At 50.1% G+C, this 25,296-nt stretch carries 25 protein-coding genes; 14 read left to right on the top strand and 11 right to left on the bottom strand.

The genetic code is table 11. The annotated features are described in order from the left end of the window. Positions 1–25 precede the first annotated feature (25 nt). Both D1627_RS16045 and D1627_RS16040 read left to right on the top strand, forming a co-directional pair. Positions 26–544, top strand: coding sequence for a rhodanese-like domain-containing protein (locus tag D1627_RS16045; RefSeq protein WP_233555663.1), 519 nt, complete (start codon positions 26–28; stop codon positions 542–544). Further along, a complete protein-coding gene (locus D1627_RS16040) occupies positions 531–1,127 on the top strand; it encodes a TIGR04282 family arsenosugar biosynthesis glycosyltransferase (RefSeq protein ID WP_119433288.1) in 597 nt (198 codons plus the stop codon). The genes D1627_RS16045 and D1627_RS16040 overlap by 14 nt, the downstream gene beginning before the upstream one ends. A gap of 34 nt (positions 1,128–1,161) precedes the next feature. Here D1627_RS16040 and D1627_RS16035 read toward each other — a convergent pair whose 3' ends face one another. Further along, positions 1,162–2,256, bottom strand: coding sequence for a L,D-transpeptidase family protein (locus D1627_RS16035; RefSeq protein WP_158607202.1), 1,095 nt, complete (start codon positions 2,254–2,256; stop codon positions 1,162–1,164). A gap of 214 nt (positions 2,257–2,470) precedes the next feature. Between D1627_RS16035 and D1627_RS16030 the strand changes: the two genes are divergently transcribed. Then, positions 2,471–3,160 carry a DUF2461 domain-containing protein gene (locus D1627_RS16030; protein WP_119433286.1) on the top strand — a complete coding sequence of 230 codons (690 nt, stop codon included), beginning with the start codon at positions 2,471–2,473 and terminating at the stop codon, positions 3,158–3,160. A 15-nt stretch (positions 3,161–3,175) separates the two neighbouring features. On the opposite strand, the gene D1627_RS16025 is transcribed toward D1627_RS16030, so the two are convergent. After that, positions 3,176–4,528, bottom strand: coding sequence for a hypothetical protein (locus D1627_RS16025; protein ID WP_119433285.1), 1,353 nt, complete (start codon positions 4,526–4,528; stop codon positions 3,176–3,178). A 56-nt stretch (positions 4,529–4,584) separates the two neighbouring features. Next, positions 4,585–5,277 (bottom strand): glycosyltransferase family 2 protein, encoded by a 693-nt coding sequence (locus D1627_RS16020; RefSeq protein WP_119433284.1) that lies wholly within the window; start codon positions 5,275–5,277, stop codon positions 4,585–4,587. A 153-nt stretch (positions 5,278–5,430) separates the two neighbouring features. Between D1627_RS16020 and D1627_RS16015 the strand changes: the two genes are divergently transcribed. Continuing rightward, on the top strand, positions 5,431–5,916 hold the full coding sequence (locus D1627_RS16015; RefSeq protein WP_119433283.1) for a peroxiredoxin: 486 nt from the start codon (positions 5,431–5,433) through the stop codon (positions 5,914–5,916). 59 nt (positions 5,917–5,975) lie between these two features. On the opposite strand, the gene D1627_RS16010 is transcribed toward D1627_RS16015, so the two are convergent. From D1627_RS16010 to D1627_RS15990, 5 genes are all read right to left on the bottom strand, one after another. Continuing rightward, positions 5,976–6,539, bottom strand: coding sequence for a hypothetical protein (locus tag D1627_RS16010; RefSeq protein ID WP_119433282.1), 564 nt, complete (start codon positions 6,537–6,539; stop codon positions 5,976–5,978). 36 nt (positions 6,540–6,575) lie between these two features. Beyond that, entirely contained in the window at positions 6,576–7,550 is a 975-nt protein-coding gene (locus D1627_RS16005) for an alpha/beta fold hydrolase (RefSeq protein ID WP_119433281.1), read from the bottom strand. A 103-nt stretch (positions 7,551–7,653) separates the two neighbouring features. Next, entirely contained in the window at positions 7,654–7,878 is a 225-nt protein-coding gene (locus D1627_RS16000) for a hypothetical protein (RefSeq protein ID WP_119433280.1), read from the bottom strand. A gap of 167 nt (positions 7,879–8,045) precedes the next feature. Next, positions 8,046–9,431, bottom strand: a complete 1,386-nt coding sequence (locus D1627_RS15995; RefSeq protein WP_119433279.1) for a neutral/alkaline non-lysosomal ceramidase N-terminal domain-containing protein — start codon at positions 9,429–9,431, stop codon at positions 8,046–8,048. Positions 9,432–9,518: 87 nt separating this feature from the next. Beyond that, positions 9,519–10,844 carry a mechanosensitive ion channel family protein gene (locus D1627_RS15990; RefSeq protein ID WP_119433278.1) on the bottom strand — a complete coding sequence of 442 codons (1,326 nt, stop codon included), beginning with the start codon at positions 10,842–10,844 and terminating at the stop codon, positions 9,519–9,521. Positions 10,845–11,192: 348 nt separating this feature from the next. On the opposite strand from D1627_RS15990, the gene D1627_RS15985 reads away from it, so the two are divergent. Continuing rightward, a complete protein-coding gene (locus D1627_RS15985; protein ID WP_119433277.1) occupies positions 11,193–13,457 on the top strand; it encodes a Tex family protein in 2,265 nt (754 codons plus the stop codon). Positions 13,458–13,537: 80 nt separating this feature from the next. Here D1627_RS15985 and D1627_RS15980 read toward each other — a convergent pair whose 3' ends face one another. Beyond that, positions 13,538–14,731 carry a T9SS type A sorting domain-containing protein gene (locus D1627_RS15980; RefSeq protein WP_199688448.1) on the bottom strand — a complete coding sequence of 398 codons (1,194 nt, stop codon included), beginning with the start codon at positions 14,729–14,731 and terminating at the stop codon, positions 13,538–13,540. 517 nt (positions 14,732–15,248) lie between these two features. Between D1627_RS15980 and D1627_RS15975 the strand changes: the two genes are divergently transcribed. The 8 genes from D1627_RS15975 to D1627_RS15940 all read left to right on the top strand — a co-directional run bounded on the left by D1627_RS15975 (position 15,249) and on the right by D1627_RS15940 (position 21,669). Then, on the top strand, positions 15,249–16,157 hold the full coding sequence (locus tag D1627_RS15975; RefSeq protein WP_199688447.1) for a M48 family metalloprotease: 909 nt from the start codon (positions 15,249–15,251) through the stop codon (positions 16,155–16,157). An 89-nt stretch (positions 16,158–16,246) separates the two neighbouring features. After that, positions 16,247–16,966, top strand: a complete 720-nt coding sequence (locus tag D1627_RS15970; RefSeq protein ID WP_119433275.1) for a head GIN domain-containing protein — start codon at positions 16,247–16,249, stop codon at positions 16,964–16,966. A 9-nt stretch (positions 16,967–16,975) separates the two neighbouring features. Further along, positions 16,976–17,560 carry a hypothetical protein gene (locus D1627_RS15965; protein WP_119433274.1) on the top strand — a complete coding sequence of 195 codons (585 nt, stop codon included), beginning with the start codon at positions 16,976–16,978 and terminating at the stop codon, positions 17,558–17,560. A gap of 154 nt (positions 17,561–17,714) precedes the next feature. Then, positions 17,715–17,924 carry a hypothetical protein gene (locus D1627_RS15960; protein WP_119433273.1) on the top strand — a complete coding sequence of 70 codons (210 nt, stop codon included), beginning with the start codon at positions 17,715–17,717 and terminating at the stop codon, positions 17,922–17,924. Positions 17,925–17,980: 56 nt separating this feature from the next. Next, positions 17,981–18,892 carry a M28 family peptidase gene (locus D1627_RS15955; protein WP_119433272.1) on the top strand — a complete coding sequence of 304 codons (912 nt, stop codon included), beginning with the start codon at positions 17,981–17,983 and terminating at the stop codon, positions 18,890–18,892. A 303-nt stretch (positions 18,893–19,195) separates the two neighbouring features. Then, the gene (locus D1627_RS15950; protein ID WP_233555662.1) at positions 19,196–19,969 is read left to right on the top strand and encodes a thrombospondin type 3 repeat-containing protein; all 774 of its coding nucleotides are present in this window, start codon (positions 19,196–19,198) and stop codon (positions 19,967–19,969) included. A gap of 91 nt (positions 19,970–20,060) precedes the next feature. Next, positions 20,061–21,077 carry an SDR family NAD(P)-dependent oxidoreductase gene (locus D1627_RS15945; protein ID WP_119433271.1) on the top strand — a complete coding sequence of 339 codons (1,017 nt, stop codon included), beginning with the start codon at positions 20,061–20,063 and terminating at the stop codon, positions 21,075–21,077. Positions 21,078–21,150: 73 nt separating this feature from the next. Continuing rightward, positions 21,151–21,669: an NUDIX domain-containing protein gene (locus D1627_RS15940; protein WP_119433270.1), complete on the top strand. Its 519-nt coding sequence runs from the start codon at positions 21,151–21,153 to the stop codon at positions 21,667–21,669. Positions 21,670–21,694: 25 nt separating this feature from the next. Here D1627_RS15940 and D1627_RS15935 read toward each other — a convergent pair whose 3' ends face one another. Beyond that, a complete protein-coding gene (locus D1627_RS15935) occupies positions 21,695–22,399 on the bottom strand; it encodes a hypothetical protein (protein ID WP_119433269.1) in 705 nt (234 codons plus the stop codon). A gap of 68 nt (positions 22,400–22,467) precedes the next feature. After that, positions 22,468–24,306 carry a glycoside hydrolase family 3 protein gene (locus D1627_RS15930; RefSeq protein WP_119433268.1) on the bottom strand — a complete coding sequence of 613 codons (1,839 nt, stop codon included), beginning with the start codon at positions 24,304–24,306 and terminating at the stop codon, positions 22,468–22,470. Between the two features lie 180 nt (positions 24,307–24,486). Between D1627_RS15930 and D1627_RS15925 the strand changes: the two genes are divergently transcribed. Beyond that, positions 24,487–25,263 carry a rhomboid family intramembrane serine protease gene (locus D1627_RS15925; RefSeq protein ID WP_119433267.1) on the top strand — a complete coding sequence of 259 codons (777 nt, stop codon included), beginning with the start codon at positions 24,487–24,489 and terminating at the stop codon, positions 25,261–25,263. The last annotated feature ends 33 nt before the right edge of the window (positions 25,264–25,296 follow it).

Genomic DNA, 25,296 nt, shown 5'->3' with positions numbered 1-25,296 from the left:
TGATCACATTTAAGCATATTTTGATTTGAGAAGCCTGTTTTTTATTGGTGCATTTAGCTGGTTGTTTCTGCTGCAGGCCTGTGGGCAGGTAACTGACAAGGCTTATGCCCTGATGCTGAAAGGGCTCTATAAAAACTCGGTTCCGTTTATTACCCCGGCAATGCTCCAAGCCAAGATAGACCGGGAAGCAACCGCCCCGCTTATACTTGATACCAGGCAGCCAGAGGAGTATGCGGTGAGCCACATTGCGGGCTCCCGCTTCGTGAATTATGATACCTTTAAGCTAGCGCAACTAAACGATGTGCCGAAAGACAGGCCGGTAGTGGTATACTGCACTGTTGGCTACCGCAGCGAGCGTGTCAGCGAAAAGCTAAAAGCCGCCGGTTATACCAATGTGCTGAACCTGTATGGAGGCATTTTTGAATGGGTAAACCGAGGCTACCCTGTATATAACAGCGAAGGCAAAACCGCTAAAGTGCACGCTTACTCCAAAGCCTGGGGTAAATGGCTGCAGAAAGGAGAGAAGGTATATGGCTCAGAATAAACTACTGCTCTTGTTTGTCCGGAACCCCGAATTAGGCAAGGTTAAAACCCGCCTGGCTGCCAGCGTGGGCCCCGAAAAAGCCCTTGAAATTTACCTGCACCTGCTGCAGCATACCCGCGATGTAACGCTGCCATTGCCTATGCATAAGCTGGTATACTACACTAACGCCATCGATACCAACGACTTTTGGCCCAACGACAAGTATGAGAAGCGTGTGCAACCACCAGGCGACCTCGGCGAGAAAATGCAGGCGGCCTTTGCAGCAGCCTTCGATGAAGGTTATGCTTCCGTGGTGATTATAGGCAGCGATTGCCTGCAGCTGACTGATAAAATAATCCTTGATGCCTATCAGAAACTAGAGAAAAGCGATGTAGTGATCGGGCCAGCGCTGGATGGCGGGTATTACCTACTCGGCATGAACCGCCTGCACCCCCGACTTTTCCAGAACAAGCACTGGAGCACAGAGCGCGTTTTTCCGGAAACTATCCATGATATTCAGGAGCTGCATCTTTCCTATGCGCTATTGCCGCACCTCTCTGATATAGACCATATCGAAGATTTGGACGGCGAGGATTGGCTATAGCTTTATACTGCCGCAAAGTATGGCTGTCATTTAATTAATTGCCAGAGGGAAGGCTTTTTAATGCTTCTGCCTCACCTTGCAAAGGTACTTGGGGTATCACATCGTAGCCATACAAATCATCCCTAAACTGTACTTGCCCCTGATCATCCACCCAGGCTGTGAGGTATACAATTAGCAGCGGCACCGGTTCTTTCACCCGGATATAATGATTGGGTTTGTTGCGCTGCCACAGCTTATCTACCTTTTGCGCGGAGTACCCTGAGCCACGTTCGAGGAGGTAATTGGCTAATGCCACAGGTTTCTCCACGCGGATGCACCCGTGGCTGAACGCGCGTTTAGGGTACTGAAACAATTCTTTGGAAGGCGTATCGTGGAGGTATTGCGGCAGCCGGTTGGGGAACGGGAATTTTACGTGGCCGAGCTCATTAACATCCCCTTCCAACTGCACAATACGGTAGTCAAAGTTTGAGGCGTTTACTTGCTGCCAATCCACGCGCCAGGGGTTTGTGCGCACCCAGCCAGTACCAGTGCTTTTTTCGAGCCGCATTCCTTTTTTGCCAAGGTAGCCAGGGTTGCGGCGAAGTATGGGCACTATCTCTTTCACGGCTATGGAAGTGGGCACGTACCAATAAGGATGCAGTACCACCATGTTCAGCTCCGAATAGATAGTATACGTAGGCAGGCTCGGTTTACCGATTATCACCCTTGACCTGAGTATTGTTCTACCGCTATCTACCACCACCATAGCATATTCCGGCAGGTTAATCAGGACATAAGGCGATGAAATGCGTGTAAGTACAGAGTCGAAGCGGGCAAGGTTTAACTGCAGTTGGAATAGGCGCTGCTGTGGCGATACATTTAAGGCGCGCAAGGTGTTTGGGCCAACTATTCCATCGCTTATCAACCCATGCCTGTCCTGAAAACGCTGTACAGCCAGTGTTATTTCTGGGCCGTAAACATTTCCTGTCCTGGATGAGTCGGGCTTCAAATCACCTATTGCTTGCAGGTTCTCTTTCAGGAGCTGCACTAATGGGCTTTCATCACCCGGGCGCAGGAGCGTTGTGTTGGGGAGCTTATGCCAGGTTGTATGTTTTGCAAGCGCTTCATACGTTTTTACTGTCTCAGCCAAACGCATTTTACTGTAGGGCCTGTATAATTCCTGTTGCTGCGCGCATAGGGGTGCCGTAAGTACCGAAAGGGATAGTATAAACAGCAAACGAAGCATAGTAAACAGAATAGCGCCTAGTAAGGTATACGTATGAAATCTGCGAAACAATAAACTTTGCGGCGTAAGCGTAGTTTCAGCACTAGAAAAAGAAGAACAAGTAAACAGCATAACCTTCATGACTGAAAGTATATCCAAAGACACCCTGACTTTCCTGGCCGAACTGGCGGCTAACAACAACCGCGAATGGTTTAACGAGCACAAGGCACGCTATCAGCAGGCACGGCAAAACCACCTCAGCTTCTTGGGTAACCTGCTCCAGGAAATGCAGCACTTTGAGCCGGCTGCGCGAGGGCAGCAAGGCAAGGATCTGGTATACCGCATCTACCGCGATGTGCGGTTCTCTAATGATAAGCGGCCCTATAAAGATCATTTTGGCGCATACATAGCCGAAGGCGGGAGGAAATCGGTACTTCCGGGGTATTATCTGCATCTTGCGGGCAACAATAACTCTTTTCTGGCCGGAGGGTTGTGGTACCCGCCAGCGCCGGAGCTAAAGGCGGTAAGGCAGGAAATAGACTATAGCCTGGATGCCTTCAAAGCCATTGTAGAAGCCGATGATTTTCGGAAGCGATTCGGGGAGATACAGGGTGAGCAGCTAAAGACGACTCCTAAGGGCTATGATAAAGAGAACCCGGCAATTCACTACCTGCGCTTCAAAAGCTGGAATGCTGTAATGCCGCTCTCAGATAACGTGGTATTGTCAGATAAACTGCTGGAGACGGTACTGGACGGTTTCAGGGCACTTAAACCACTCAATGACTTTTTGAAGGCACCGATCCAAGATATGGGTGCTGAAGATGCTTAGCCATATTAAAAGTGGTTAGTTATTACTGAGCGGCTCATTTAAGTTGGCATGCTGGCGGCGCTGGCGATAAAGGTAAAGCTCTACGGTTAACCACAGAAAAACCAGTGTATACTCCAGCGCAACAAGCGTAAGGTCCTCGCGGTAGGCAGGCGTGCGGTAGGTGGCATACGTAAGTATGGAAAGCCCGGACCAGGTAACGGCAAACCGAAAGTGACTCATGGCTGTGAGCGCGAGCAGCGTAGATAGGTACCAGGGATGCACCGTGGTGGCAAGTATAAGGTAAACGCTAAGCGCGGCGGCCATATACCCGGCCAGCCGCCTGATGGACCCAAGTTTTTTCACGCTAGCCATACTTAGGATTGTAACAAGCGTGGCGATGGAAAGAAGCGGCCCGATAAGCGCAATCATGTTATAGCCTGCCAACCGGAAACCAAGCCACCGCAGTAAATAGTATACGCTGGCGTTGAACTCAAACTTCTGGAAGTATAAATTTACACTCCGGATGATATGCTGCAGTACCTCTTCGTTTAGCAACGGGTAAAATTGCGCCAGTAACACCAACGCCACCACCAGGCTATAATATGTGAAGCGCAGCGGGCCCAGCTTGCGCAGCACGAATGGCAGAAACATAAGTGGTAGCAACTTAGAGCCAATGGCTAAACTAAAAGCCACTGCGGAAAGTATGTGGCGGTTGTAGTACAGTTGATAGAGGGCCAGCAGCAAGAAGAAGATCATTAAAGCCTCAAAGTGCAGGTTTCCTGTCAGCTCAAGTATAACAAGCGGGTTGAGGGCATAGAGCAAAACGTACTTTTCGGGCAAGGCCATTTTACGGAGCAAGCGCCAAAGCAATAGCATGCTTCCTGCATCCGCCAGCAACAACACCAGCCGCATCACGACAATGCTGCCTAACACATTGCCCGGAGACAGCTTTACAGCTAGCCAAAACACCCCTTGCGACACCGGAGGATACACACTGTAATAGCCTTGGGAATTTAACAGCTCAAAGAGTTGCCGGCTTATACCAGCTACCTCAGGCGCACCTGAGCTAATAAAATGCTGGGGCAAGTATAAATAAGGGTTGTACCCAGCTGCCAGCAACCGCCCATCCCAGATAAAGCGAAAATAATCATCAGATAGAGCAGGCACCGCAAACAGGAAAACCATCCGCAGCAGCACAGCCGCAGCCAAGCCATGCACTACGTTAAACCGCTGTTGGGTTACGTAGATATAGGCTGCAAACGCCACAGCAAACCAAGCCAGTATGTGGGTAAACTCAGTGCGAGGGGTGGCATAGGCCAGCACAGCATAGGCCACGGCAGAAGCCCCGAGCGCCAAATAACCGAAAATGCTGCTTTTAGGAGTGGCCATGCCTTGCTGTAAAGTATCTTGCTTAATGGTTTAGTCCACCTAACGTAGGTTGAAGACTACAGGTACCTAAATATAGTCAGGATAATCTTATACCCGGCTAGCAGGGTACCTTTTATAGTGCCTGATACCTTAGAAACGCCAATGCGCTTACGGTAGGTTACCGGAACTTCAGTATACTTAACGTGCTGTTTCGCGGCTTTTGCCTGCATCTCTACCGTCCAGCCATAGGTCTTGTCGCGCATGTTCAGTGCAAGCAGCGTATCCAGGCGAATAGCCCGAAATGGGCCGAGGTCAGTAAAATGCGCCCCATAAAGCAGGCGGAGCAGGGTAGTGGCCAGCCAGTTCCCGAAGATTTGTTGCGGCAGCATGGCCCCTGCTTCCCGGTTTCCGAGCGCCCTCGAGCCGATCACCATATCAGCTTGGTTATCCAGGATGGGCTGTATCAGTTTGGCTGTTTCCTCGGGGTAATCAGAGTAGTCACCGTCCATAAAAACAATAATATCCGGCCTGGTAGCAGCAGGTTTGGCGGCAGCATAGGCAATGCCTTTCAGGCAAGCGTTACCGTAGCCCGGTGAAGGCTCATCCAAAACAGTGGCGCCGGCAGCGGATGCAACAGTAGCTGTACGATCCGAGGAGTTATTGTTTACAACGATTACTTCATCCACTAGGCCAACAGGTATGTCTTGCAAGACTCGGGCAATGGACTGTTCTTCGTTATACGCTGGAATTATCAGGTTAATTATGGCCATAGAAGCTAAACAAGCGGCAAAGATGTTTAATTTCTGGCACACAAACCATTCTTAGCGCTTTTCTTTGGCAGTATAGCTATAGAGGCATTAACTTTGCAGCATAACTTTATGCCGGTTGGCAAGTTATTTATCTAGACATAACAACACAACAAGATGAAAGAGGAAGCCATAAAGGTTGGAGGCAAAGCACCTGATTTTGAGCTTGAACGCCAGGATGGGGGCTTTTTCCGCCTGTATGAAACGTTGCGGACGAAAAATGTTGTGCTTTATTTTTACCCGAAAGACAGCACGCCGGGTTGCACCAAGCAAGCCTGCGAATTCCGCGACCAGTACGAAGTATTTGAGGAGCAGGGGGCCGAGGTGGTAGGAATCAGCTCGGATAGCGTGGAGTCGCACCAACGGTTTGAGCAGGTGCATAAGCTACCGTTTACACTATTAAGCGATAAGGGAGGCCGCATCCGGAAAATGTTTGGCGTGCCACGCAAGCTGGGTTTATTGCCAGGGCGTGTTACCTATATTATTGATAAGGAAGGTATAGTGCGTTACGTCTTTAACTCCATGACCAAACCATTGGAGCACGTAAGCACAGCGCTGGAGGTGCTCCGGGAGATTAACCAGGAAACACCTCAGCATCACTAAAAACAAAGGCTGCCAATTTTATACTTGGCAGCCTTTGTTTTTAGTGATGCTGAGGCATCCTACTGCAGCCTTATCAGGTTAAGCTTGTTGCCGTTCTGAAACTCGATAAATAAAAAGCCATAGCGCCTGTTAAAGAAAAGGGTGCGTACATTCTCAGGTTCAGTGCTGCTGCCTTCTACTACATACACGTCTGTGTACGTGCTGTCGCCGAGTACTTTCGTCTCTGTTATGCCATTGGGGTCTAGTTGCCAGGTTTCCTGGCCAACACCGATCTTCACGATAAGCGAATCCGGTTTGTTAAGTATAAGCGTGCCAAGGATGGGCTGTGCGCCTGCTGCATCTTCAATGACATTGGTAACCTGCGTATTGATCTGTTCGATGCACTCGTCTTCAACAGAAAACCCTTCGCCAGGCAAGCTCTGCGCATAGATTCCCGTCCGAACATAATAAACAGTATCGTTTGTATTGTCTGTAAAGGTTGCCGTATCGCCAGTGCCGTAAACCAGCCACTCGGCATCTTCGGGTGTTGGCTCCGAGATGTTAGTACTGCCGCAATTTTCGCAGGCTACTAAAAAAGCAGATGCAAACAACAGCAGCAGAAACGATTTGATAAATGTCTTCATTAAAAGCATGCTCTTCTTAGTATGTTAACGGGCTACTCACGAAGTCCGGTTTCCTTCTTCCTCAAATTCCTGACCCTGCATGGCGCAGGAAGGTTGCAAGTTAAGCGATCTGCTTTTAAACCACTGCACAACCTCCGGAAAATGATCGTGCTGCGCATCGGGGTGCGTTAGTAAATTAATATGATCATAATCGTGGAGGTAGCCGTTTTGTTTGCTTACCACTTTAAACTCGCTGCGCGTGCAGCCTGTTTCCAGCATCAGTTTTTCAACGTCGATGGGGTGGCCAAGCACGTCGTCTTTGGCGCCGGTTAAGTATAAGGTTGGCGGCAACTGCATTTGCTGCAGCGCGGCGGCATAATCGAAGTTGTCGTGCCAATGCAGCCACGGCTGTTCCACTACCCAGGCATGCGTTTGCCGGTGCGTCAAGCGCGACTCGCTGTCGGAGCCCATTTTCAGCTTTTTGGCATAGAGTGCTCCGGTTGCTGCCACCGTAAGTTTGGCAAACCAGTTCCACATCACATCCACCATAAAAAACTTTTTAAAGCTACGGATGCTGATGCGGCGCTTGCTGCCGAAAAAGGCCATGGCCTGCACCTGAACGGGTACCGTGGGCCGGGCTAGGTAGGCCAGCATAAGTACGCCGCCCCAGGAGTGTGCGGCCCAGTACTGCGGCACATCGCCTTTCAGTTCTTTTATTTTACTGATGAATGCCGGGAAATCTTCTGTTAAGGTATGGTTCAGGCCAAAATCTGATGCGGCAGAAATGCTTGGCTTGCTTTGGCCACGCCCCCGAAGGTCTGCCACAAATACATCGTAACCCTGGCGGGCAAAGTATGGCGCGAGGCCTTTGCCGGAGTTGGAGTAGAATATCCTGCCATTCTCGATAGAGCCGTGCACTAAAAATACCGGAGCACCCTGCCCATGCTGGCTAAAACGCTTCAGGTGCAGGGTATCGGTTGGAGTAACAGGTATAAAAATCGATTCTTCAAGTATGTCCGTTTGTTTTGCCATTGTGCTGTATGGGTTTCAGAAAAAAAGCCTTGCGCGGAAAAATGAGTTACAAGATACTCATTTTTCTGCGCAAGGCTTTTGCGGAAAGTATAAATCCGGGCTTTTAGCTTCGGATAGGAATTGCCTGTGGTTTAAGTTTCGGTCTGAAGGCCAGCCAAAGCACCGTTCCAATCAGGGTGCCGGATAAAAAGACCATCCCAGTAATCAGCCAGCCATTTTGGCCACGCAATTCAGCATCATAATAAATGTAAGATAAGATCATACCTAACAGCACCAGGTATAACCCAATTACAGTAAGGAAGAGCAGGTTTGTTATATCAATCATCATTAGTTCCATAGCTTTAAAGTTTATCTTGTTAAGCAGGCATCACATATAAAAGCCTACTATATTTTAAACTCCAAAAAGGCTGCAATGTTTTTGATTTTTAGAAGAATGGTGTAGGATTCTGGATGCTTTGCAGCGCTATATATTGTACTTTATGTGAGTTGGGAGAGTTAGTTGCTGTGTTTTGCAAGCTGGTCAAGTATGATCTCAGTGAGGTAGCTACCACTATAGGGCCCAAAGAAATTCATACTTCGTGTTTCATACTCATCTAGGTCGTAGTATTTCTCTGGCGTGATATAGCCGATATACCCTCCGTTAAAGCTTGTTATAATGGCTTGCTGCCCCTGCAGTTGGGCCTGCTCCCGAATGGTGGCTACGTACTCGCCGGAGTAGTCAGCGGGTGCACCCATGAACACCGTGCTGCCTAACTGCAGGCTGGTTACATAAGCCGGGTGCTTACCAAAAACGGAGTTGAACAGGATTGGAGCCAGTCTCCAGTCCTTGCTAATGCGCCACTGCGGCACAGGTAACTGCATAGGTGTGCGGCCATAGCCCAAGGTATACACATAGGCGGTTTCGACGGAGGCCAGCTGCTGGCGCAGGCGTTTAGCTAACTTGTTCCCCACGGCCTCGGTGCTTTCGTATGTGTCGCCCTGAAAGTAGGTGGCGCTGTGGCTGGCAACTGCTCCGGCCGAGAAAGAGGCAAAGGCCACGCGTTGCTCCAGGGCATCCACTAGCACGCCCGGGTAATCCCGGGATAGCTCCGGGGCTTTGGAGGGAAGTATGGTGGGGTGCGCTGCAAACACCGAAAGTATAGCCAGGGTGCCATCAGGCCGCTCAAACTTCAGGAAACGCAGGGCTGTATCCCGGGTACGCAGGCGGTCCTCGTAGTATGGGTTTTCGGGGTCTTTTAGGAGCCGGTTGCGCACCAGGCTTGGCACCTCCACGCTTCCGTAGCCTATTTTGGTTGGCTGCATCTTGCCGCGCGCCTCCCGCATACTTTGCAGAATCTGCTGGGCAAGTTGTTTCACAAGTTCGGCATCATACTTCCCGGACATAAACTTTACGCCAAGCTTTTTGCCCCAGCCGCCAAAGCTCGTGTGGCTATGCGTAGCAGTGAGGTATACTTGCTCAGGTTTCAGGCCCAGGGCAGGGTACTGCTTTTCCAGCTCAGCGTATACCTCCATCGGCACGATCAGCAAATCCAGGGCTACGTAATAGGCTTCCGTTTTTCCGTTGCTGAAGGCAAAGGTGCGTACCCAGGCCGAGTCGTGCACGGTGTCGTAGGCCATACCAAGGCGCTTGCCGTAGCCGGCCAGCGGTGTGCCTGCGGGCGGCGTAATGTTTCGCTTGGCCCAGCCCACCTGCAGTGTGTCGCCGTGGGTAATGGTAGCAGCGTTTTCCTGCACGTTGCTGATAGTCTGCCGGTAATAATCGGTTTCCTGGTAAGGTGTACGATCTACGGGGCGAAGCACACAGGCCGTAATTAGCAGCAGGAACGCCAGAATGTATACATACACATACCTGCGCGCAGATTTCTTTTTTCGGGTATTCATGTGGTTAAAAGCTAAAGCAGAAAGTGCCGGATTTGTTTCGCTGGAGGCTGCTGCAAAAGCTGTGGCTAGTTGCGCAAATACCCTGCCTTAGTTTTTCATGTGCTCTACTGCCGCCGAGAGGCTATTCTTGTCGGTCCTGGGCTTGGTGTATAGCTGGCGAATGTCGTCTGCGGCGGGGTGCTCAAACACCTGTAAATCAAAGAAGCGGACGGCGGCCAGCAGGTGGTCAAAGATATCGGCCATAATCAGTTCATACTTCTCCCACTGCACTTCGTTGGTGAACACATAAAGCTCGATCGGCATGCCCGTAGTGGTAGGATCCAGCTGGCGCACCATCATGGTCATGTGCTTGTGCGTGAACTCGTGCTGGCTGATATAAGCGTCAATGTAGCGCCTGAAAACGCCAATGTTCGTTAGGCTGCGGCCATTGATGAGCAGGCTCTTATCCACGGATTTGTTCCGGTTAAACTCGTTTATCTCGTGCTGGCGCTCGCGCAGGTACTCGCTTACCAGGCCTATCTTGCTGAGCTGCTCTATCTCATTATCAGAAAGGTATTTTATAGTTGAAATTTTAATGTTGATAGAACGCTTGATGCGGCGGCCACCCGCGTTCTGCATGCCCCGCCAGTTCTTAAAAGAGTCGGAGATGAGGTAATAGGTCGGGATGGTGGTGATGGTCATGTCGAAGTTCTGCACTTTCACGGTGGTCAGGTTAATCTCGATCACGTCGCCGTCTGCGCCATACTTTTCCATGGTTATCCAGTCGCCGATGCGCACCATGTCGTTCGTGGAAACCTGAATGCTGGCCACAAAGCCAAGTATTGTATCCTTGAAAACCAACAGAAGTATGGCCGAGGCCGCACCCATGGCCGTGATAAACGCCCAAACCGACTTGCCCGTGAGCAGCGAGAAGATCAGCAGGCCGCCCATAAAGTATAAAAAGATGCTGATAACCTGCACAAAACTCTCCACAGGCTTGTCGCGGAAAAGGGCGGTGGTTTTCATGAAATCGCGGCAGGTCCGCAGGAAAGCCTGTATCGTCCAGACGGAGAGCAGCACAATGTATACATCCGTCAGTGTTTTCAGCGGCTTAATTAAACCCTGAAAATCAGAGAAAACAATCGGGACGGCCTGCACCACCAGCACCAGCGGTATAACCTGGGCCAGGTACTTCACCACTTTGTTCTTGATCAGGTAATCGTCGAAATGCGTGGCCGTTTTTTCGGCAAACTTATGCAGCGTGCCTACTAAAAGCGTTTTGGTGATTTTATCGGTAGCGTAAACCAGCACCAGTAGCAGCACAAGCAGCAGCCCCATGTTCAGGTATTGCGCTGTGCTTTGGGGCAGGCCCAGTTCCAGCAGGTGGTTATAGGTCCAGTGGTTGATGCGTGAAAAGTTAGTTGCAGTTTCCATGGTTCAGGTTAAAGGTTGGCGATGGATTGCGCTGCAAAGGTAGCAAAAATACCGCGCCCCCCGGAATCCGTAGCCTTGCACTGTGTGCGCAGTGGTTTATACTTAAAGAGATAGCCACACGCTGAATTTCTTGCCAAGGGGCAGCCATACTTTCCGGGCTTTTCACCAGATAATGTTTTCAGGTTAAGCAATAAGGCTTAAATTTGATGTTTCTAAAGCGCCGGGTCATACTTTGGCGCAACGAGGCAAGCATGGCAGCAGGGTAGGAGGAGAAGCCTCTTTTGCATAGTTTACAGTCGCCCGCCATACTTTCCCTCCAAAAATCTGACTATTGTCTTACATCAATATATGGAACCGAATTTAGAACATCTCTTAAAGATTGCCAAAGAGCTTTCGATCACGATTAAACAGGTGGAGGCCACGGCCACCCTCCTCGACGAAGGCGCTACCGTACCGTTTATCTCCCGTTACCGCAAGGAAGTCACCGGCTCCCTAGACGAGGTTCAGATTGCCGGCATCCGTGACAGGCTGGAGCAGCTGCGGGAGCTGGACAAGCGCCGCGAAAGCATCTTGAAGTCTATTAAAGACCAGGAAAAGCTTACCCCGGAACTAGAAGCCCAGCTGATGGCTGCCGAAACCATGGCCGCCCTCGAGGATATTTACCTGCCTTACAAACCGAAGCGCCGCACAAAAGCTACCATTGCCCGCGAAAAAGGCCTGGAACCTTTGGCTGAGCGTATTTTTGCCCAGGAAAATATCGATATAGAGGCTGAGGCTGCCAATTTCATCTCCGAAGAAAAAGAGGTGAAAGATGCCAACGAGGCTCTGGCCGGTGCCCGCGATATTGTGGCCGAGTGGATGAACGAGAACGCTGAGGCACGCGCCGCCATGCGTAAGATCTTTGAGAAGCAAGGCGTGTTCAAGAGCCGCGTGATGATAGGCAAGGAAGAGGAAGGCCAGAAATTTAAGGATTACTTTGAGTGGGAGGAGCCGATCGAGAAAGCGCCTTCGCACCGTATCCTGGCCATGCGCCGCGGCGAAACCGAAATGGTATTGATGCTGACCGCGCAGCCAGACGAGGACGCCGCCCTGGCCAAGCTGGAAGATATGTTTGTGCAAGGCAACAACGCTGCCTCCGAGCAAGTGAAGCTGGCTGCCAAAGATTGCTACAAGCGCCTGCTAAAGCTAAGTATGGAAACGGAAGTACGCCTGAGCTCTAAGAAGCGCGCCGACGAAGAGGCCATCCGCGTGTTTGCCGACAACCTACGCCAGCTCCTGCTTTCATCGCCGCTTGGCCAGAAAACCGTATTGGCCCTGGACCCAGGGTTTAGAACAGGCTGCAAACTGGTGGTGCTGGATAAGCAGGGCAAACTGCTGCACAACGAAACCATTTACCCGCACACCGGCCAGGGCAAGGCCATGGAAGCCGCACAAAATGTAAAATACCTGGTAGATAGGTTTGAGGTGGAAGCCCTTGCCATTGGTAATGGTACCGCCAGCCGCGAAACGGAGGCATTTGTGAATGGCCTGAACCTGCCCAAAACCGTGCAGGTAGTCATGGTGAACGAAAGTGGTGCTTCTATTTATTCGGCTTCGGATGTGGCGCGCGAGGAATTTCCTGACCAGGACGTAACCGTGCGCGGCGCTGTTTCCATCGGTCGCCGTTTAATGGACCCGCTGGCCGAGCTTGTGAAGATAGACCCGAAAAGCATAGGCGTGGGCCAGTACCAGCACGATGTAGACCAATCTGCATTAAAGCACTCTTTGGACGACGTAGTAATGAGCTGCGTGAATGCAGTGGGTGTGGAGGTGAACACGGCCAGCAAGCAACTCCTGACATATGTTTCTGGTTTAGGCCCGGCCTTGGCGCAGAACATTGTGGAATACCGGAATCAAAACGGGCCGTTTAAAACACGCTCCGAGCTGAAGAAAGTAGCCCGCCTGGGCGACAAGGCCTTTGAGCAGGCGGCCGGCTTCCTGCGCATCCGCGATGCCAAGAACCCGCTCGATGCCTCGGCGGTGCACCCAGAAAGCTACCCGATCGTAGAGCAAATGGCCAAAGACCTGGGCGTAACCGTGCAGGACCTGATCAAGAGCAACGAGCTGCGCCAGAAAATCAACCTGAAAAACTACGTTACCGATACCGTGGGCTTGCCAACCCTGCAGGACATTGTGAGCGAACTTGCCAAACCGGGCCGCGACCCACGTGAGACCTTTGAAGCCTTCAGCTTTACCGAGGGTGTGAACGAGATAAAAGACCTGCGCGCAGGTATGAAACTGCCGGGCATTATCACCAACATCACCGCCTTTGGTGCCTTCGTGGACATTGGGGTACACCAGGATGGCCTGGTACACGTGAGCCATTTATCAGACCGCTTTGTAAGCAACCCGCACGAGGTTGTAAAAGTGGGCCAGAAAGTAGAAGTTACCGTGCTGGAAGTGGATGAGGCCCGCAAGCGCATCTCCCTAAGTATGAAAGGCGACCCTGCTGCTGCCAAACCCGCCGGCGGTGGCAACCGTGGCGGAAACAAAGGCAACCGCAAAGAGAGCGAAGAAGAGCCAATGGACGACTTCCAAGCAAAGCTCGCCAAACTGAAAGGCATGTTTAAGTAGGCTTTGCAAATATATGAACTAAAAATGCCCGGGCAGTTTATCTGGCCGGGCATTTTTTATACGTGGTAGTCACACTAATATTATAACCTGATTAGTTTCAAAGTATGGGTTTTATCCTTGAGTTTCAGGCGAAGGTAATACGTGCCTTGTGCAAAATGGCGCAGGTCTAAAGTTATATTCTCCTGCAGGGCCTTAGCAGTGGTTGTAAGAACATGCTTGCCCAATACATTGCTAACCGTTAACTCGCTGGCAGATGTCTGAGCTGGTAATTGCAACCGGAACAACCCATCATGGCTGGGGTTAGGGTAAAGGATATAATGCTTAGTATCAACTTCTGAATCCACGGCAAGCGGATTGGACACCTGAACCTCTATACTTTGCTTTGCCATCATGGATGTGCTGCTGCTGGCATACAGGGTGGCAGTATAGGTGCCGCTTTTAACGTATGTGTGGCTTGGTGCTTTCTCGTTGCTGGTTGTTCCATCGCCAAAGGTCCAGTAAAACAGGTTGGCGCCTTCGGTGGTGTTAGCAAAGTTGGCAGTACGCGCTTCAGTAGCTACGTCTAAAGCAATGGCTGGCGCATTGCCCTGCACCGGCAGGTTCACGATACTTGGCTCATAGGTTGGCTTGGCTGGTATTTCCTGCCCAAAGAACATGTTAGCACGAAGCTGCGAGCGCTCTACAGTTAATAGTCCCCAGGGCTGGTTAGTCTCTGGTGCTAGGTCAGGGTAATTCCAATAGGTTTGCATGATGCTATGGTTGGCTACCTCCTTAGTGTCCGTAATATCAAAAGGATGCACCAGGCCGAAAGCATGTCCCAAACTGTGGCCCATCACGCCATGGGGCACGCAGGGGAAAGCAGCTTCGCCAGTGCCGCTGGGGCATTCGGCATTAAAATCAGGAATATTCTCGATGGCGGCCATGGCTGCTCCACAAGCGCCTTCGCAGCCCTGGGCACCCATAATCAGGCCATCCTTGTTAAAACTCTTTACCCAAAGGCTGGCAACAGTCCCGTTTTGGAAGATAGGGGCGCCTTGGTCCTGCATCTCAGCAAGCAAGAGGTTCCACCAGTCAGAAGCATAGTAGCTGCTGGCTTGTAAGGCATTGTACACAATTACTGTATCGGCCTCGGCAAAGGTATAGGTAACACCTCCTGTATTGGCCCTGTACCATGCCTGCAACTCTCTGCTGATTTTCTTCACGGCTGCAAACTCAGCAGCATCATACGTAGCATCCGTTGGCAATACATAGTATACTGCTATCTTGCCGCTCATTTCGGCCATGCCAGTTTTTGAGGTTTGCGTGCGTTGTTTATGTGAGGTAGTATATATAGGTTTTTTTGAACATTTCGCTTCTGGAAGCTGTGTTTGCGCAACACTTCCAGTTATGCTAAATAATATGATTAAAGCGGAAAAAAAACCTTTCATTAGAGTCTTAAATATGATTAAATCTATAACAAATTGAAGTAAAGATCAGATCATTAAATGAGGGTAAATATAGTACATTATCCAGTGGGTTAACTAGTGTGTCGACCTAAAATTTATAGATTACTTATAAATCATGCTCTCAGACTCAATTGCTAAGCAACTGTATACTTGCTTCGTTATAATGAGTGAGGCCTGGAATTGGAAGCCAATTGTTTTTCTGCTGCTGACAGGCAGGCACACAAAGCGAGCTGTGCTAAACTGCAAGTACTAAATGAGCGGTTTTTGGCAAAGTACTTGCTTCTATACTAGCCGCTGCAGCACCTGCGTTTAAGGTATAGCTGCATTACCCACAAGATTTTATACTATGCTATACTTTAAGAGACTTTCCGTAGTGATGGGGCTTCTTTTGGCTCCAATGTGCGGGCAGGTGGCCATGGCCGCCACCCAAGCCGCTCCCTCCTCACCGGTTACCTTGGCGCCAACCGTTGGCGCGCGCGACATTGTGCAGGAGATAATTAATGTGGTGGGCCTGAAGCCACGCTTCGAACTGCGCGCTGCCGACATCGACAATGCGGCGGCTGTGGTTTATAACGGCAAGCGCTATATCTTGTACAATGAACGCTTTCTGGCTGCCATCAACAATGCCGTGCATACCGACTGGGCGGGTGTAAGTATACTTGCCCACGAAATAGGGCACCACCTCAACGGCCATACATTAAGCAGAAGCGGCAGCAACCCGGGAGATGAGTTGGAGGCAGATGAGTTTTCGGGTTTTGTGCTGCGCAAAATGGGCGCAAGCCTGGCAGAGGCGCAAGCTGCCATAAACTTGCTTTCAGAAGAAAGAACCTCCTCCACGCACCCTGGCCGCAACTACAGGTTAGCCTCGATCAGCAAAGGCTGGCGTAGCGCTGATGAGCAGTTGCTGGCAAGTGCCAAGTCTCCGCAGCCAGACCAGCGCGCCATTGTAACCCGGCCAACGCAGCAGCCTCAGCGCGCCGCCACTGTAAACCGCAGCAGCGCCAGCCTAGATAGCCGCATGGTGCTCTCACGGGTGGTTTTTGCCAAGGCGCCGCAAGAGCAGTTTTTTGTGACTACGCGCCTCAACCTGGTTCATTTAACTGATGATGGCCCCAAGGTAATTGGCAAACTTGCTAAAACAGGCAACCCGGATTTCCCTTACTATTTCGAGAGTGATTACCTGAAAACGGTTTTTGTGAACAATAAGGGTATACTTGTAAACCGGCAGGGCCAGCGCGTAGGCCATCTCTCCTAAGGCAAACAAGAGCCACACTAACAAGCAGTGTGGCTCTTGTCTTTTATTTAATATCTTGCGGAAAACTCGTACATCTAAGCTATAAAACTATGAAAATCCCAAAATTACCATTGGCGCTTTTGTTTGTATCGGTAGCCGCGCTGCTAACCTCCTGCGATGAGGATGGCTTTTGCCTGGAAGGAGAAGGAGGGCTGGAAACGCGGGAACTCGAACTCCGAGATTTCAATGGGGTAGCGGTAAGCGGAAACCATAAGGTATACATCAGCAAAGGCAGCAGGCAGCGCGTGGAAGTGAGCGGTCAGGCCAACGTACTAGACGAACTGGAACAGGGTGTTGAGAATGGAGTTTGGGATATTGAATTTGACCGCTGCCTGCGTAATCACAAGCAAGTGGAAGTATACATCACGCTGCCGGAGTTGGAGCGCGTATCGGTGGGGGGCAACGGAAACCTGGTAGTAGAAAATGTATTTGAAACTTCTTCGTTTGATGCAAGTGTTTCAGGCTCTGGGAGTATAATGCTGCGTGTGGCGGCACAGGATCTGGAGGCGCGCATCAGTGGCTCTGGCACAATTCGTGCAGCGGGAGTGGCGACGAACCAGGATGTATCAATCTCAGGCTCCGGAAACTACATGGCTTTTGATGTGGACTCACGGGAGGCAAAAGTGAGCATATCCGGTTCGGGAGAGGCAGGGCTGAAAGTTGATGCGCAATTGGATGTTGATATAAGTGGAAGCGGAAAAGTATACTATCAGGGTAGCCCTGCCGTTAACACCAGCATATCAGGTTCTGGAAAAGTGATTAAGAAGTAACCTAACCATATGATTAGAAAAATTGGAAATGCCGCGCTACTGTTTGCCTTGCTAGTGCTGGGCTTTGCGTGCAAAACAAAAGATGACCTGGAGGCTTTTAAAGAAGCCGAGTATAGCCTGAAGAGCATTGATAAGATGGAGCTGAACGGCATTGACCTGCTAAAGAAAAAAGGAGCACAGGACTTCTCCTTTAATGATGCCGCCGTGCTTTATACTGCCTTCTCAGAAAATAAGCTGAATGCAGTTTCTACTATCGGCCTCAGCGTGGAGTTGCCTGAAAACAGCCAGGACCGCACCATGAAGGTTACCCAACTGAAGTGGCAGCTGCTTGTAGGCGACCAGCACACGCTGAGCGGTCTGGTAAGCGAGCCGGTAGAACTCCGGAATGGCCTTAACAGCATTACGGTAAGCTCTCCGCTGGCCCTGGCCGACGATGGCAATGGCCGCCCAGACCTGAATAAGCTCCTACGCCTAGCCACGCTGCTAAACCAAAACGATGCTAACAGGCCTAAAGTAACGCTACAGATAAAACCGACCATAGATACCTCAGTCGGGCAGTTTGAGTTGCCAACCTACATCAGCATTAAGGAATAACCACAGAAGCCAGGCACACTACCTGGCTTTTTTTATGTTTGTTTATCTGGTCTCTAATTCTTTTGTAACTTTTGTTAATTACGCTCGTAGTGGCACGTTCCTTGTTTAAACATAAGCAGTTGATATGTAAAGAAATATAAGCTGAATAAACAAGATGGATTACGACGTAATAAACAACAGAGACTTACAGGTAGTAGCCAGCACGGTTAAAACATACATGCGCCACGGCTGGGTACCCAAAGGCGAATTACTAGAGCAAAAAGGTAACTACATGCAGGAGATGCAGCGCCACCCGCTCAACACAAACCAGCAGAAGCAAAAGGCGCTACGCCAGAAAAGCTGGATTCCGTGGCAAAAGAATTAAGAAGGAGATATTTGTATATCCTTGCCGGCATCCTAACTTAGAGTATAAATTGATCTATGAAGAAAACAATCATACTTGCCGCTCTGTTGAGCCTGCCTTTTGTGGCTTCAGCGCAACGCGTATTACTTGATGCCTCTCAGTTGCTACAGGACGTGAAAGTGCTATCCGCTGACTCCATGGGCGGTAGGCTGAGCGGCTCCGAAGGAAGCAAAATGGCCCAGGAGTATATACAGACACGCTTTAAGCAAGCAGGACTGAAAGCCTTTGGAGATGATTATAAACAGTATTTTAAGATAAACACCCAGCGCGTGCAGGTAGAGCAGGCGACTAACCTGGTAGGGTACATTGCCGGCAAATCCGGTAAGGCAATCGTCGTTACCGCGCATTATGACCATGTAGGCTTTGACGGTGAAGAAGTCTTTAATGGTGCCGATGACAATGCCTCCGGTGTTGGAGCTTTGTTGGCTGCGGCTACCTATTTTGCAAAGCATCCGCCCAAACATACTATTATTTTTGCTGCCCTAGATGGCGAGGAACTAGGGTTGCAAGGTGCAAAGGCTTTTCTAGGGCGGCCGCCTGTGCCGCAAAACGATATCCTGCTAAACGTAAACATGGATATGCTCAGCATCAACAAGAAGGGCGAGCTATATGCCAGCGGGGCTTACCATTACCCTAAGTTACTGCCATACCTAAATCAAGTAAAACCACGTGCTGGGGCAAAGCTGATGCTCGGCCACGACCGCCCGGAGCAGGGCCATGATGACTGGACAGGCCAATCGGATCACGCCGTTTTTCATAAGTATAAAATCCCGTATGTATACTTTGGGGTTGAGGACCATCCATATTATCACAAAGGTACGGATGAGTTTAAGCAGATTAACCAGCAGTTCTACGCCGATGCGGCAGGCCTGGTGCTGGATTTTCTGAAGGTGGTAGATGCAAAGCTGGGCCAGACGCCACTTAACTGATATATGAGGCTGTTGAGCCTGGGAAAGTGCATTCATTTAAACGCTAAAAGCTGCTCCGTATACTTTACAGGGCAGCTTTTATTATGCTATTTTAATATTCTGATGTACTTATAAATAAAGCATCATCTTTCTTTTGAAAATCACGTAGAGGGTAAAGAGTCTGGCAGCTGTACGTATACTTCATACATTGCCAACTGCTAGCTTTGTTTACCCACTGCCTCCGTGCAAAAGGGTTGTTTTTATCAATAAAGCCTAAAAAACATTGAATTCCCGAACGTGTACTTCCTTAAACCTGTCTTGGCAATGAACAGGAACCCTTACTACTTTTTAGCGCTGCTTTTTATACTTATGCTCTTCCCATGGGATGCAAGTGCGCAATACAACAACCGCAGCAGAAGAAACGGTACGCAAATACCTGAGAGCGGAAATATAGTGGTGCTGGTTGGCGCAGGTGTGGCCGGCGTTAAAAGCGATATCTGTGGGAGCCTGGGTTGCAATGAGTTTGGTCCAGTGGTTAGCGTAGGCGCGCTTTATAAGCTTACCCCAAACTTCGGCATAAGCGGCACCATTGATTATGTAAAGCTTGGGGCAAACGAGAAAGACCCCCGCCAAACCAGCAATATCTCCTTTGAGTCGGAGGTGCTGGCTTTTAGCGCCACAGCGGTGCTAAACCTTTGGGACAGTTATGCCGGCTCAGGCAATTACCGTTCTAGCCGGAAGCGTTTTGCAGTGCCATACATCAGGGGAGGTGTAGGCGCCATTTATTACACCCCAACCTCCTACCCAGGCGAGGGCAACCTCGATGACTCTCAGACAACCTATGACCCGGAGCGAGAGTATCCGGCCATCGCGGCGGTTATTCCTTTTGGAGGCGGCATACGTTTCCGTATCAACAACGAGTTTAGCATTGCCCCAGAGCTCATGTACCAGATCACTACAACAGATTTTTTGGATAATATTGGCCCAAGGCTTGGCAATCCCGGCAATACAGATCACTATGGCATAGCTGTGGTAAAGCTGCAGTACACACCTGTTCTTAAAAACAAGATATTCTCTAAAAAACCGCAGAGCCGTTAGGAACTGTTCACTAACCGCATATTTTTACTGACGTAGAGGTAAAGGCAGGTGCTTTGGAAGCTCCTGCCTTTATTTTTTAAACCAAAGCAAGATGAAGACAGACAAGAGCAATGTATGGTGGCTAACGCTGGGCGCAGGAGCATTACTGGCAGCAAGAGCCGTTTACAGGAACCTGACAGCCTATAATTTCAGTGGGAAAACAGTGCTAATAACCGGTGGCTCCAGGGGGCTAGGCTTGGTGATGGCCAGGCAGCTGGCAAAGGAGGGGGCGCGGCTGGTGCTCTGTGCCCGTGATGCCAACGAACTGGAAGACGCACGCATGGAACTAGCCGGAAAAGGAGCGGAGGTGCTCGTTATAAAATGCGACGTAACCAACCAGCAGCAGGTAAACGACACGATTACAAACGTACAAAATGAGTTCGGGCCGATTGATGTGCTGATAAACAACGCTGGAATTATACATGCCGGGCCAGTAACGGAAATGACGGTGCAGGAGTTTGACGAAGCAATACAAACACATTACTGGGGGCCGGTGTATACCACGCTGGCGGTATTGCCCGTAATGAAAGCCCGTGGCGAAGGCCGCATCCTTAATATCGCCTCTATTGGCGGAAAAATTAGTGTACCGCACCTGGTACCTTACAGTGCCAGCAAGTTTGCTCTGGTTGGTTTATCAGAAGGGCTGAGAGAAGAGCTTGCAAAGTATAATATAACAGTTACCACAGCCACGCCAGGCCTGATCCGGACAGGCAGCCCAGGGCACGCTATTGTAAAGGGTCAACATAAAAAGGAGTATGCGCTGTTTAAGATCATGGATTCCAGCCCGCTGTCCTCTATGAGTGCCGAAGCAACAGCCGCCAAGATTCTAGATGCCTTGCGCCACGGCGATGCGCACGTTACCACTACTGTTCCTGCTAAACTTGGGGCATTGCTGCACGGTATTGCCCCCTCACTTACAAATAATATGCTTGGGTTGATTAACCGCGCATTGCCCAACGAGGGTGGCATAGGAAAAGAAAGAGCCAGCGGCCATGCCAGTGAATCCCCGCTATCTCAGTCTGCTTTAACCGAACGAACGGATAAAGCAGCACAGCGAAACAACGAATAAATCCTTATACTTGCTGACGCATGGCCGCACTATAAAAAGAACAGGCTTATACATACCGCGAACTACTTAAATTATGAACATCAAAAACAGAGAAACCGCCTACGATGGTTACTTTAAAATATATAAACTGCACGTAGAGCAGGAGGGGCACACATTTACAAGAGAGCAGTTTGACCGTGGGCGTGCCGTGGCTGCGCTGGTTTTTGATACTGTAAATGAAAAGTATGTTTTAACACGGCAGTTTCGGGTAGGCTCAGAATCTGAGTTGGTGGAGGTTGTAGCCGGCATGATTGACGAGGGCGAGCAACCGGAGCAAAGTATAAAACGCGAGATTGAGGAAGAGATTGGCTATGAAGTAGATAAGCTGGAGCTCTTGCATACGTTCTATTCTTCGCCAGGTGGCTCTACAGAGCATGTAGAACTATACTATGCCGAGGTATCGCATCAGCGGCACGAAGGCGGCGGCAACAGCCACGAGCATGAACACATAGAACTGGTGCGCTTAAGTGCTGAGGAGCTTGATTCGTTGGAGTTTTACGATGCCAAAACCATCATCGCTCAGCAATGGGCTAAACTAAAAAGGCTGCAGTAAGCAGCCTTTTTAGTTTAATAAGCAGTTATTTGGTCTGCAGCATGTCTTTGGTATCAGCGCTGCCTTCCAGGGCAAGGTACTCTGCCTGCAGGCTCCTTATTTTGAGGTTGTCTGCCACACGCAGATTACCCTCTAGCTGGCGGCGGCGTTGATTTAATTCGCTGTAAACGTAGTCTACGTAATCCCAGTCGTCCTGCGTCCAGGAGCGGCGTTTGGTGCGCACAGTGCCCATAAAAGTTAAGTAGGCTTCGCGCATCTGGGCAGCGCTAATCTCATTGATGTTGCTATACTCCCGAAGCAGCTGTTCCTGCCACAGCGTAACTTTGTCACGGTCGAGTGGTTGTTGCTGGCGGCGTTCCTGGCGTGCTTCCCAGTTTTTATAGCGCTGCTGCAGCTCACGGTATTCTTGCTTCGATTTAGCGGAAAGGCTATCGAAGCTGCGTTCCAGCTCAGCGTTTTTCTGGCGGAGATCCTCTTTCATTTGTGGCCATTCTTTCCGGATGGCAGTGTCCCCTTTATCGGCTTGCCTGTTCAGCCACTCCCTAAACTCATTTAATTCCTGTTCGGCGCTCTCCCCAGACCTTACCACAACGGCAGTGTCCTGGTCGTTCGGCGAGTTTGCTGTCAACTCTTCATCTCCCTCTACTCTTCTGGTATTATCGCAGCTAATGGTTGCTGCAGCCAGGCAGAGCAGGAGGCTATACTTTACAATGCTGTTCAGCCTTTTCATATTTCTTGATGTTATGTCATGTAATAAGCTTCTGCTTTTGTTACGCAGCTACTTCGTTCGGGATGCTTTTACGGGCCCGCCAAAAAAGGTTTATCCTGATTGATGCCATCGCCATAAGCGTAGAAACGGTTTACGGTGACTGGAAGTATACCGCGCGCCGGAATTTGGCCAAAAAGCAGCCTTGCCGCAGCCGCTTGTGCATGGTAATGGGGCTGATAAGCCAAAAGTAAAGCCCTGCTCTTCTGGATGTCTGGGAACTGATTGAGGGCATAGGCATTATCAAACAGCACGATAGCCGCTTTATTGGAAACAGCCAGTTGCTGCACCAGTTTGGTGGCTGCCGGCGAGTAGCCTAAGTTGTTGCTTGGCCGTATACTGGGCCCATAAAGCGCAATTAGCACAACATCATACTTCCTAAGCTTTTTCAGGAGCCTGGCGGTTTCCTTGGCGTTAGCCTTCCTGGAAATGTAGAACTCAGAAGTATGTGCAAGCTGCTTTGCCTCCCGCTGAAATGCCGTGACGCGCTTAGCCCCAACCGATACCGTTGCAATGGCTAAGCGTTTCTGAGGACGTAGGGGCACCATTCTCTTAGTATTGTTGAGTAGCGTAAGCGCGGCCTCTGCCAACGCCTTGTTGGTGCTATCGGCAAGTGCCGGGTTCAGATTCTCGACCAGGTTTTGCAGCGCAACAGGTTTATACTTGTCCAGCCCCAGCCATTGCTTCGCAGCAAGCACGCGCTTACACCTCCTGTCTATTTCCTGCTGCGTCAGGTAGCCTGCTTTTATGGCCTCCTGCACTGCCCGTATTGCTTTAGGTACACTGTTTAGCCGCTCCAGCACATCATTGCCGGCTATCAGGGCGCGTGCTTCTGCCTCCCCGGGCGGGAAGTACTTGGTCACGCCTTTCATTACCATGGCATCCGTGAAAATCAAGCCTTTATAGTTCAGTTGATTCTTTAGCAAACCAGTAACGATTGGCTCCGACAACGTAGAGGGAAGGTTTCGGCTGGAGTCCAGTTTTGGAATGTGCATATGCGCAACCATCACGCCGCCAATGCCTTGCTCTATCAGTTCTTTAAAAGGGTAAAGTTCCAGCGAGTCGAGGCGGTGACGGCCATAGGGGATTACAGGCAGGTCGTGGTGCGAGTCTACGTCGGTATCGCCGTGGCCCGGAAAATGTTTGGCAACAGCTATAATTCCGCCATCCTGCATGCCGCGCATGTAGGCAAGGCTTTTAGCTGTAACATCAAGTCTGTCTTCGCCAAAAGACCTGTAGCTGATGATGGGGTTCCTCAGGTTATTGTTGATGTCGGCGACAGGCGCAAAGTTAACGTGCATTCCCAAGCGCTTGAACTCCCGGGCCACCTCTGATCCCATTTGGTAGATCAGGCCATTGTCTGCCACAGCGCCAAGCATCTGCTGCGAAGGGTAATGCACTGCAGAGTCCAGGCGCATGCCTACGCCCGTTTCCGCATCCATCGAAATCCAAAGAGGCACTTTAGAGGCTGCCTGATACTTGTTAGTAAGTTTTGCCTGCCTAACCGGCCCCCCCTGGAAGAAAATAATGCCTCCCACTTTATACTTTTCAATTAGCCGCATCACGTCAGCCTCGTAGGCTGGTCCTTTATCAGAAAAGGCTTCCACAATAATAAGTTGGGCTATTCGCTCCTCCGGCGACAGCGTTTTAAAAACAGAGTCTACCCAAAAGGACGAGCTGTCTTCCAGTGCCTTAATAATAGTGGCTGGCCGCTCGTAAGGAATGCGCTCCTTTGGGTGATACTCCTCTGTAACATGGGCATGTGCTTGTTGTTGTACATTCGTGCCATCGCAGGCGCACAAGCATACTGCCAGCAAGGGCAGTACCCATTTCGGGAGTGAGAAGTATGAGCTTGGGTGAAAGCTTTTCATAGTTTTAAGTAAACGCCACATTCTATTCTTTCTTACGTGTGTGGCTTGTAGCCGGGCTGCTGAAATCTTTGGCCTTCAGGGCCAGCTCAAACATTACGTTAAAAAGTACTGATTAGGTAAAGTATCCTGCCCTAGTTTTTGTTCATTTGAGTTATATTTAAAAAAATCGCCAATTCCGATATGCCCGTTTTTGCTTACCAAGATCATAAACAATCCTTGCCGGACGAAGGCCCTCACTTTGGTTATAGTTTCCTGCCCAGCTTGTTATTTGTGGCGTTGCTGTGGCTAATTAGCTTTTTGAGTTACCTAACGGGTGCAAACCTTACTTTTCTGGGGATTATGCCGCGCAATTTCCTAGGGCTGATCGGTGTGTTCTTTGGCCCGCTGATACATGGCGATTTGCTGCACTTGCTTTCGAACACATTCCCGGTGGTGCTGCTATCGGGGTTCATACTTTATATGCATCGTAAAGTGGCTCTAAAGGTTTCAGTGTTGATCTACTTACTGAGCGGGCTGCTGACGTGGCTCGTAGGAAGGCAAGCCTACCATATTGGGGCAAGTGGGCTGGTGTATGGCTTTGCTGGTTTTCTGCTTTTTAATGGGTTCCTGCGGCAGAACCGCGGTGCAATGGCTGTTTCGCTGGCCGTGCTGTTTCTATACAGTGGTTTATTCTACGGCCTGTTCCCGAACGAAGAGCGCGTGTCTTGGGAGGGGCATTTAGCAGGTTTGGCTGCTGGCTTGGTGGCGGCTATTGTATATGGTGAGGGAAACCCGAAGCCTACTAATCAGCCTTTGGAGCCGAGCGTAGTGCAACGGCATATGAGCAGTACTGTTGGGCCTCATTATCAGCATATGCACATAACATACAGTGTTCATCCAAACCAACCAACAGTAAACTATACCTATACTTTAAGCTCCAACCATACTTTGCCCAAAAAGTCAACAAAGCCAGGATAGCATTCGTCTAATGAGGAGAGATAGTGCAACTTC

The sequence above is a fragment of the Pontibacter oryzae genome (assembly GCF_003576375.1).
In the GTDB taxonomy this organism is placed as follows: Bacteria; Bacteroidota; Bacteroidia; order Cytophagales; family Hymenobacteraceae; genus Pontibacter; species Pontibacter oryzae.
The sequence above is the reverse complement of the archived record's forward strand: the minus strand, read 5'-3'. Positions and strand labels throughout refer to the sequence as shown.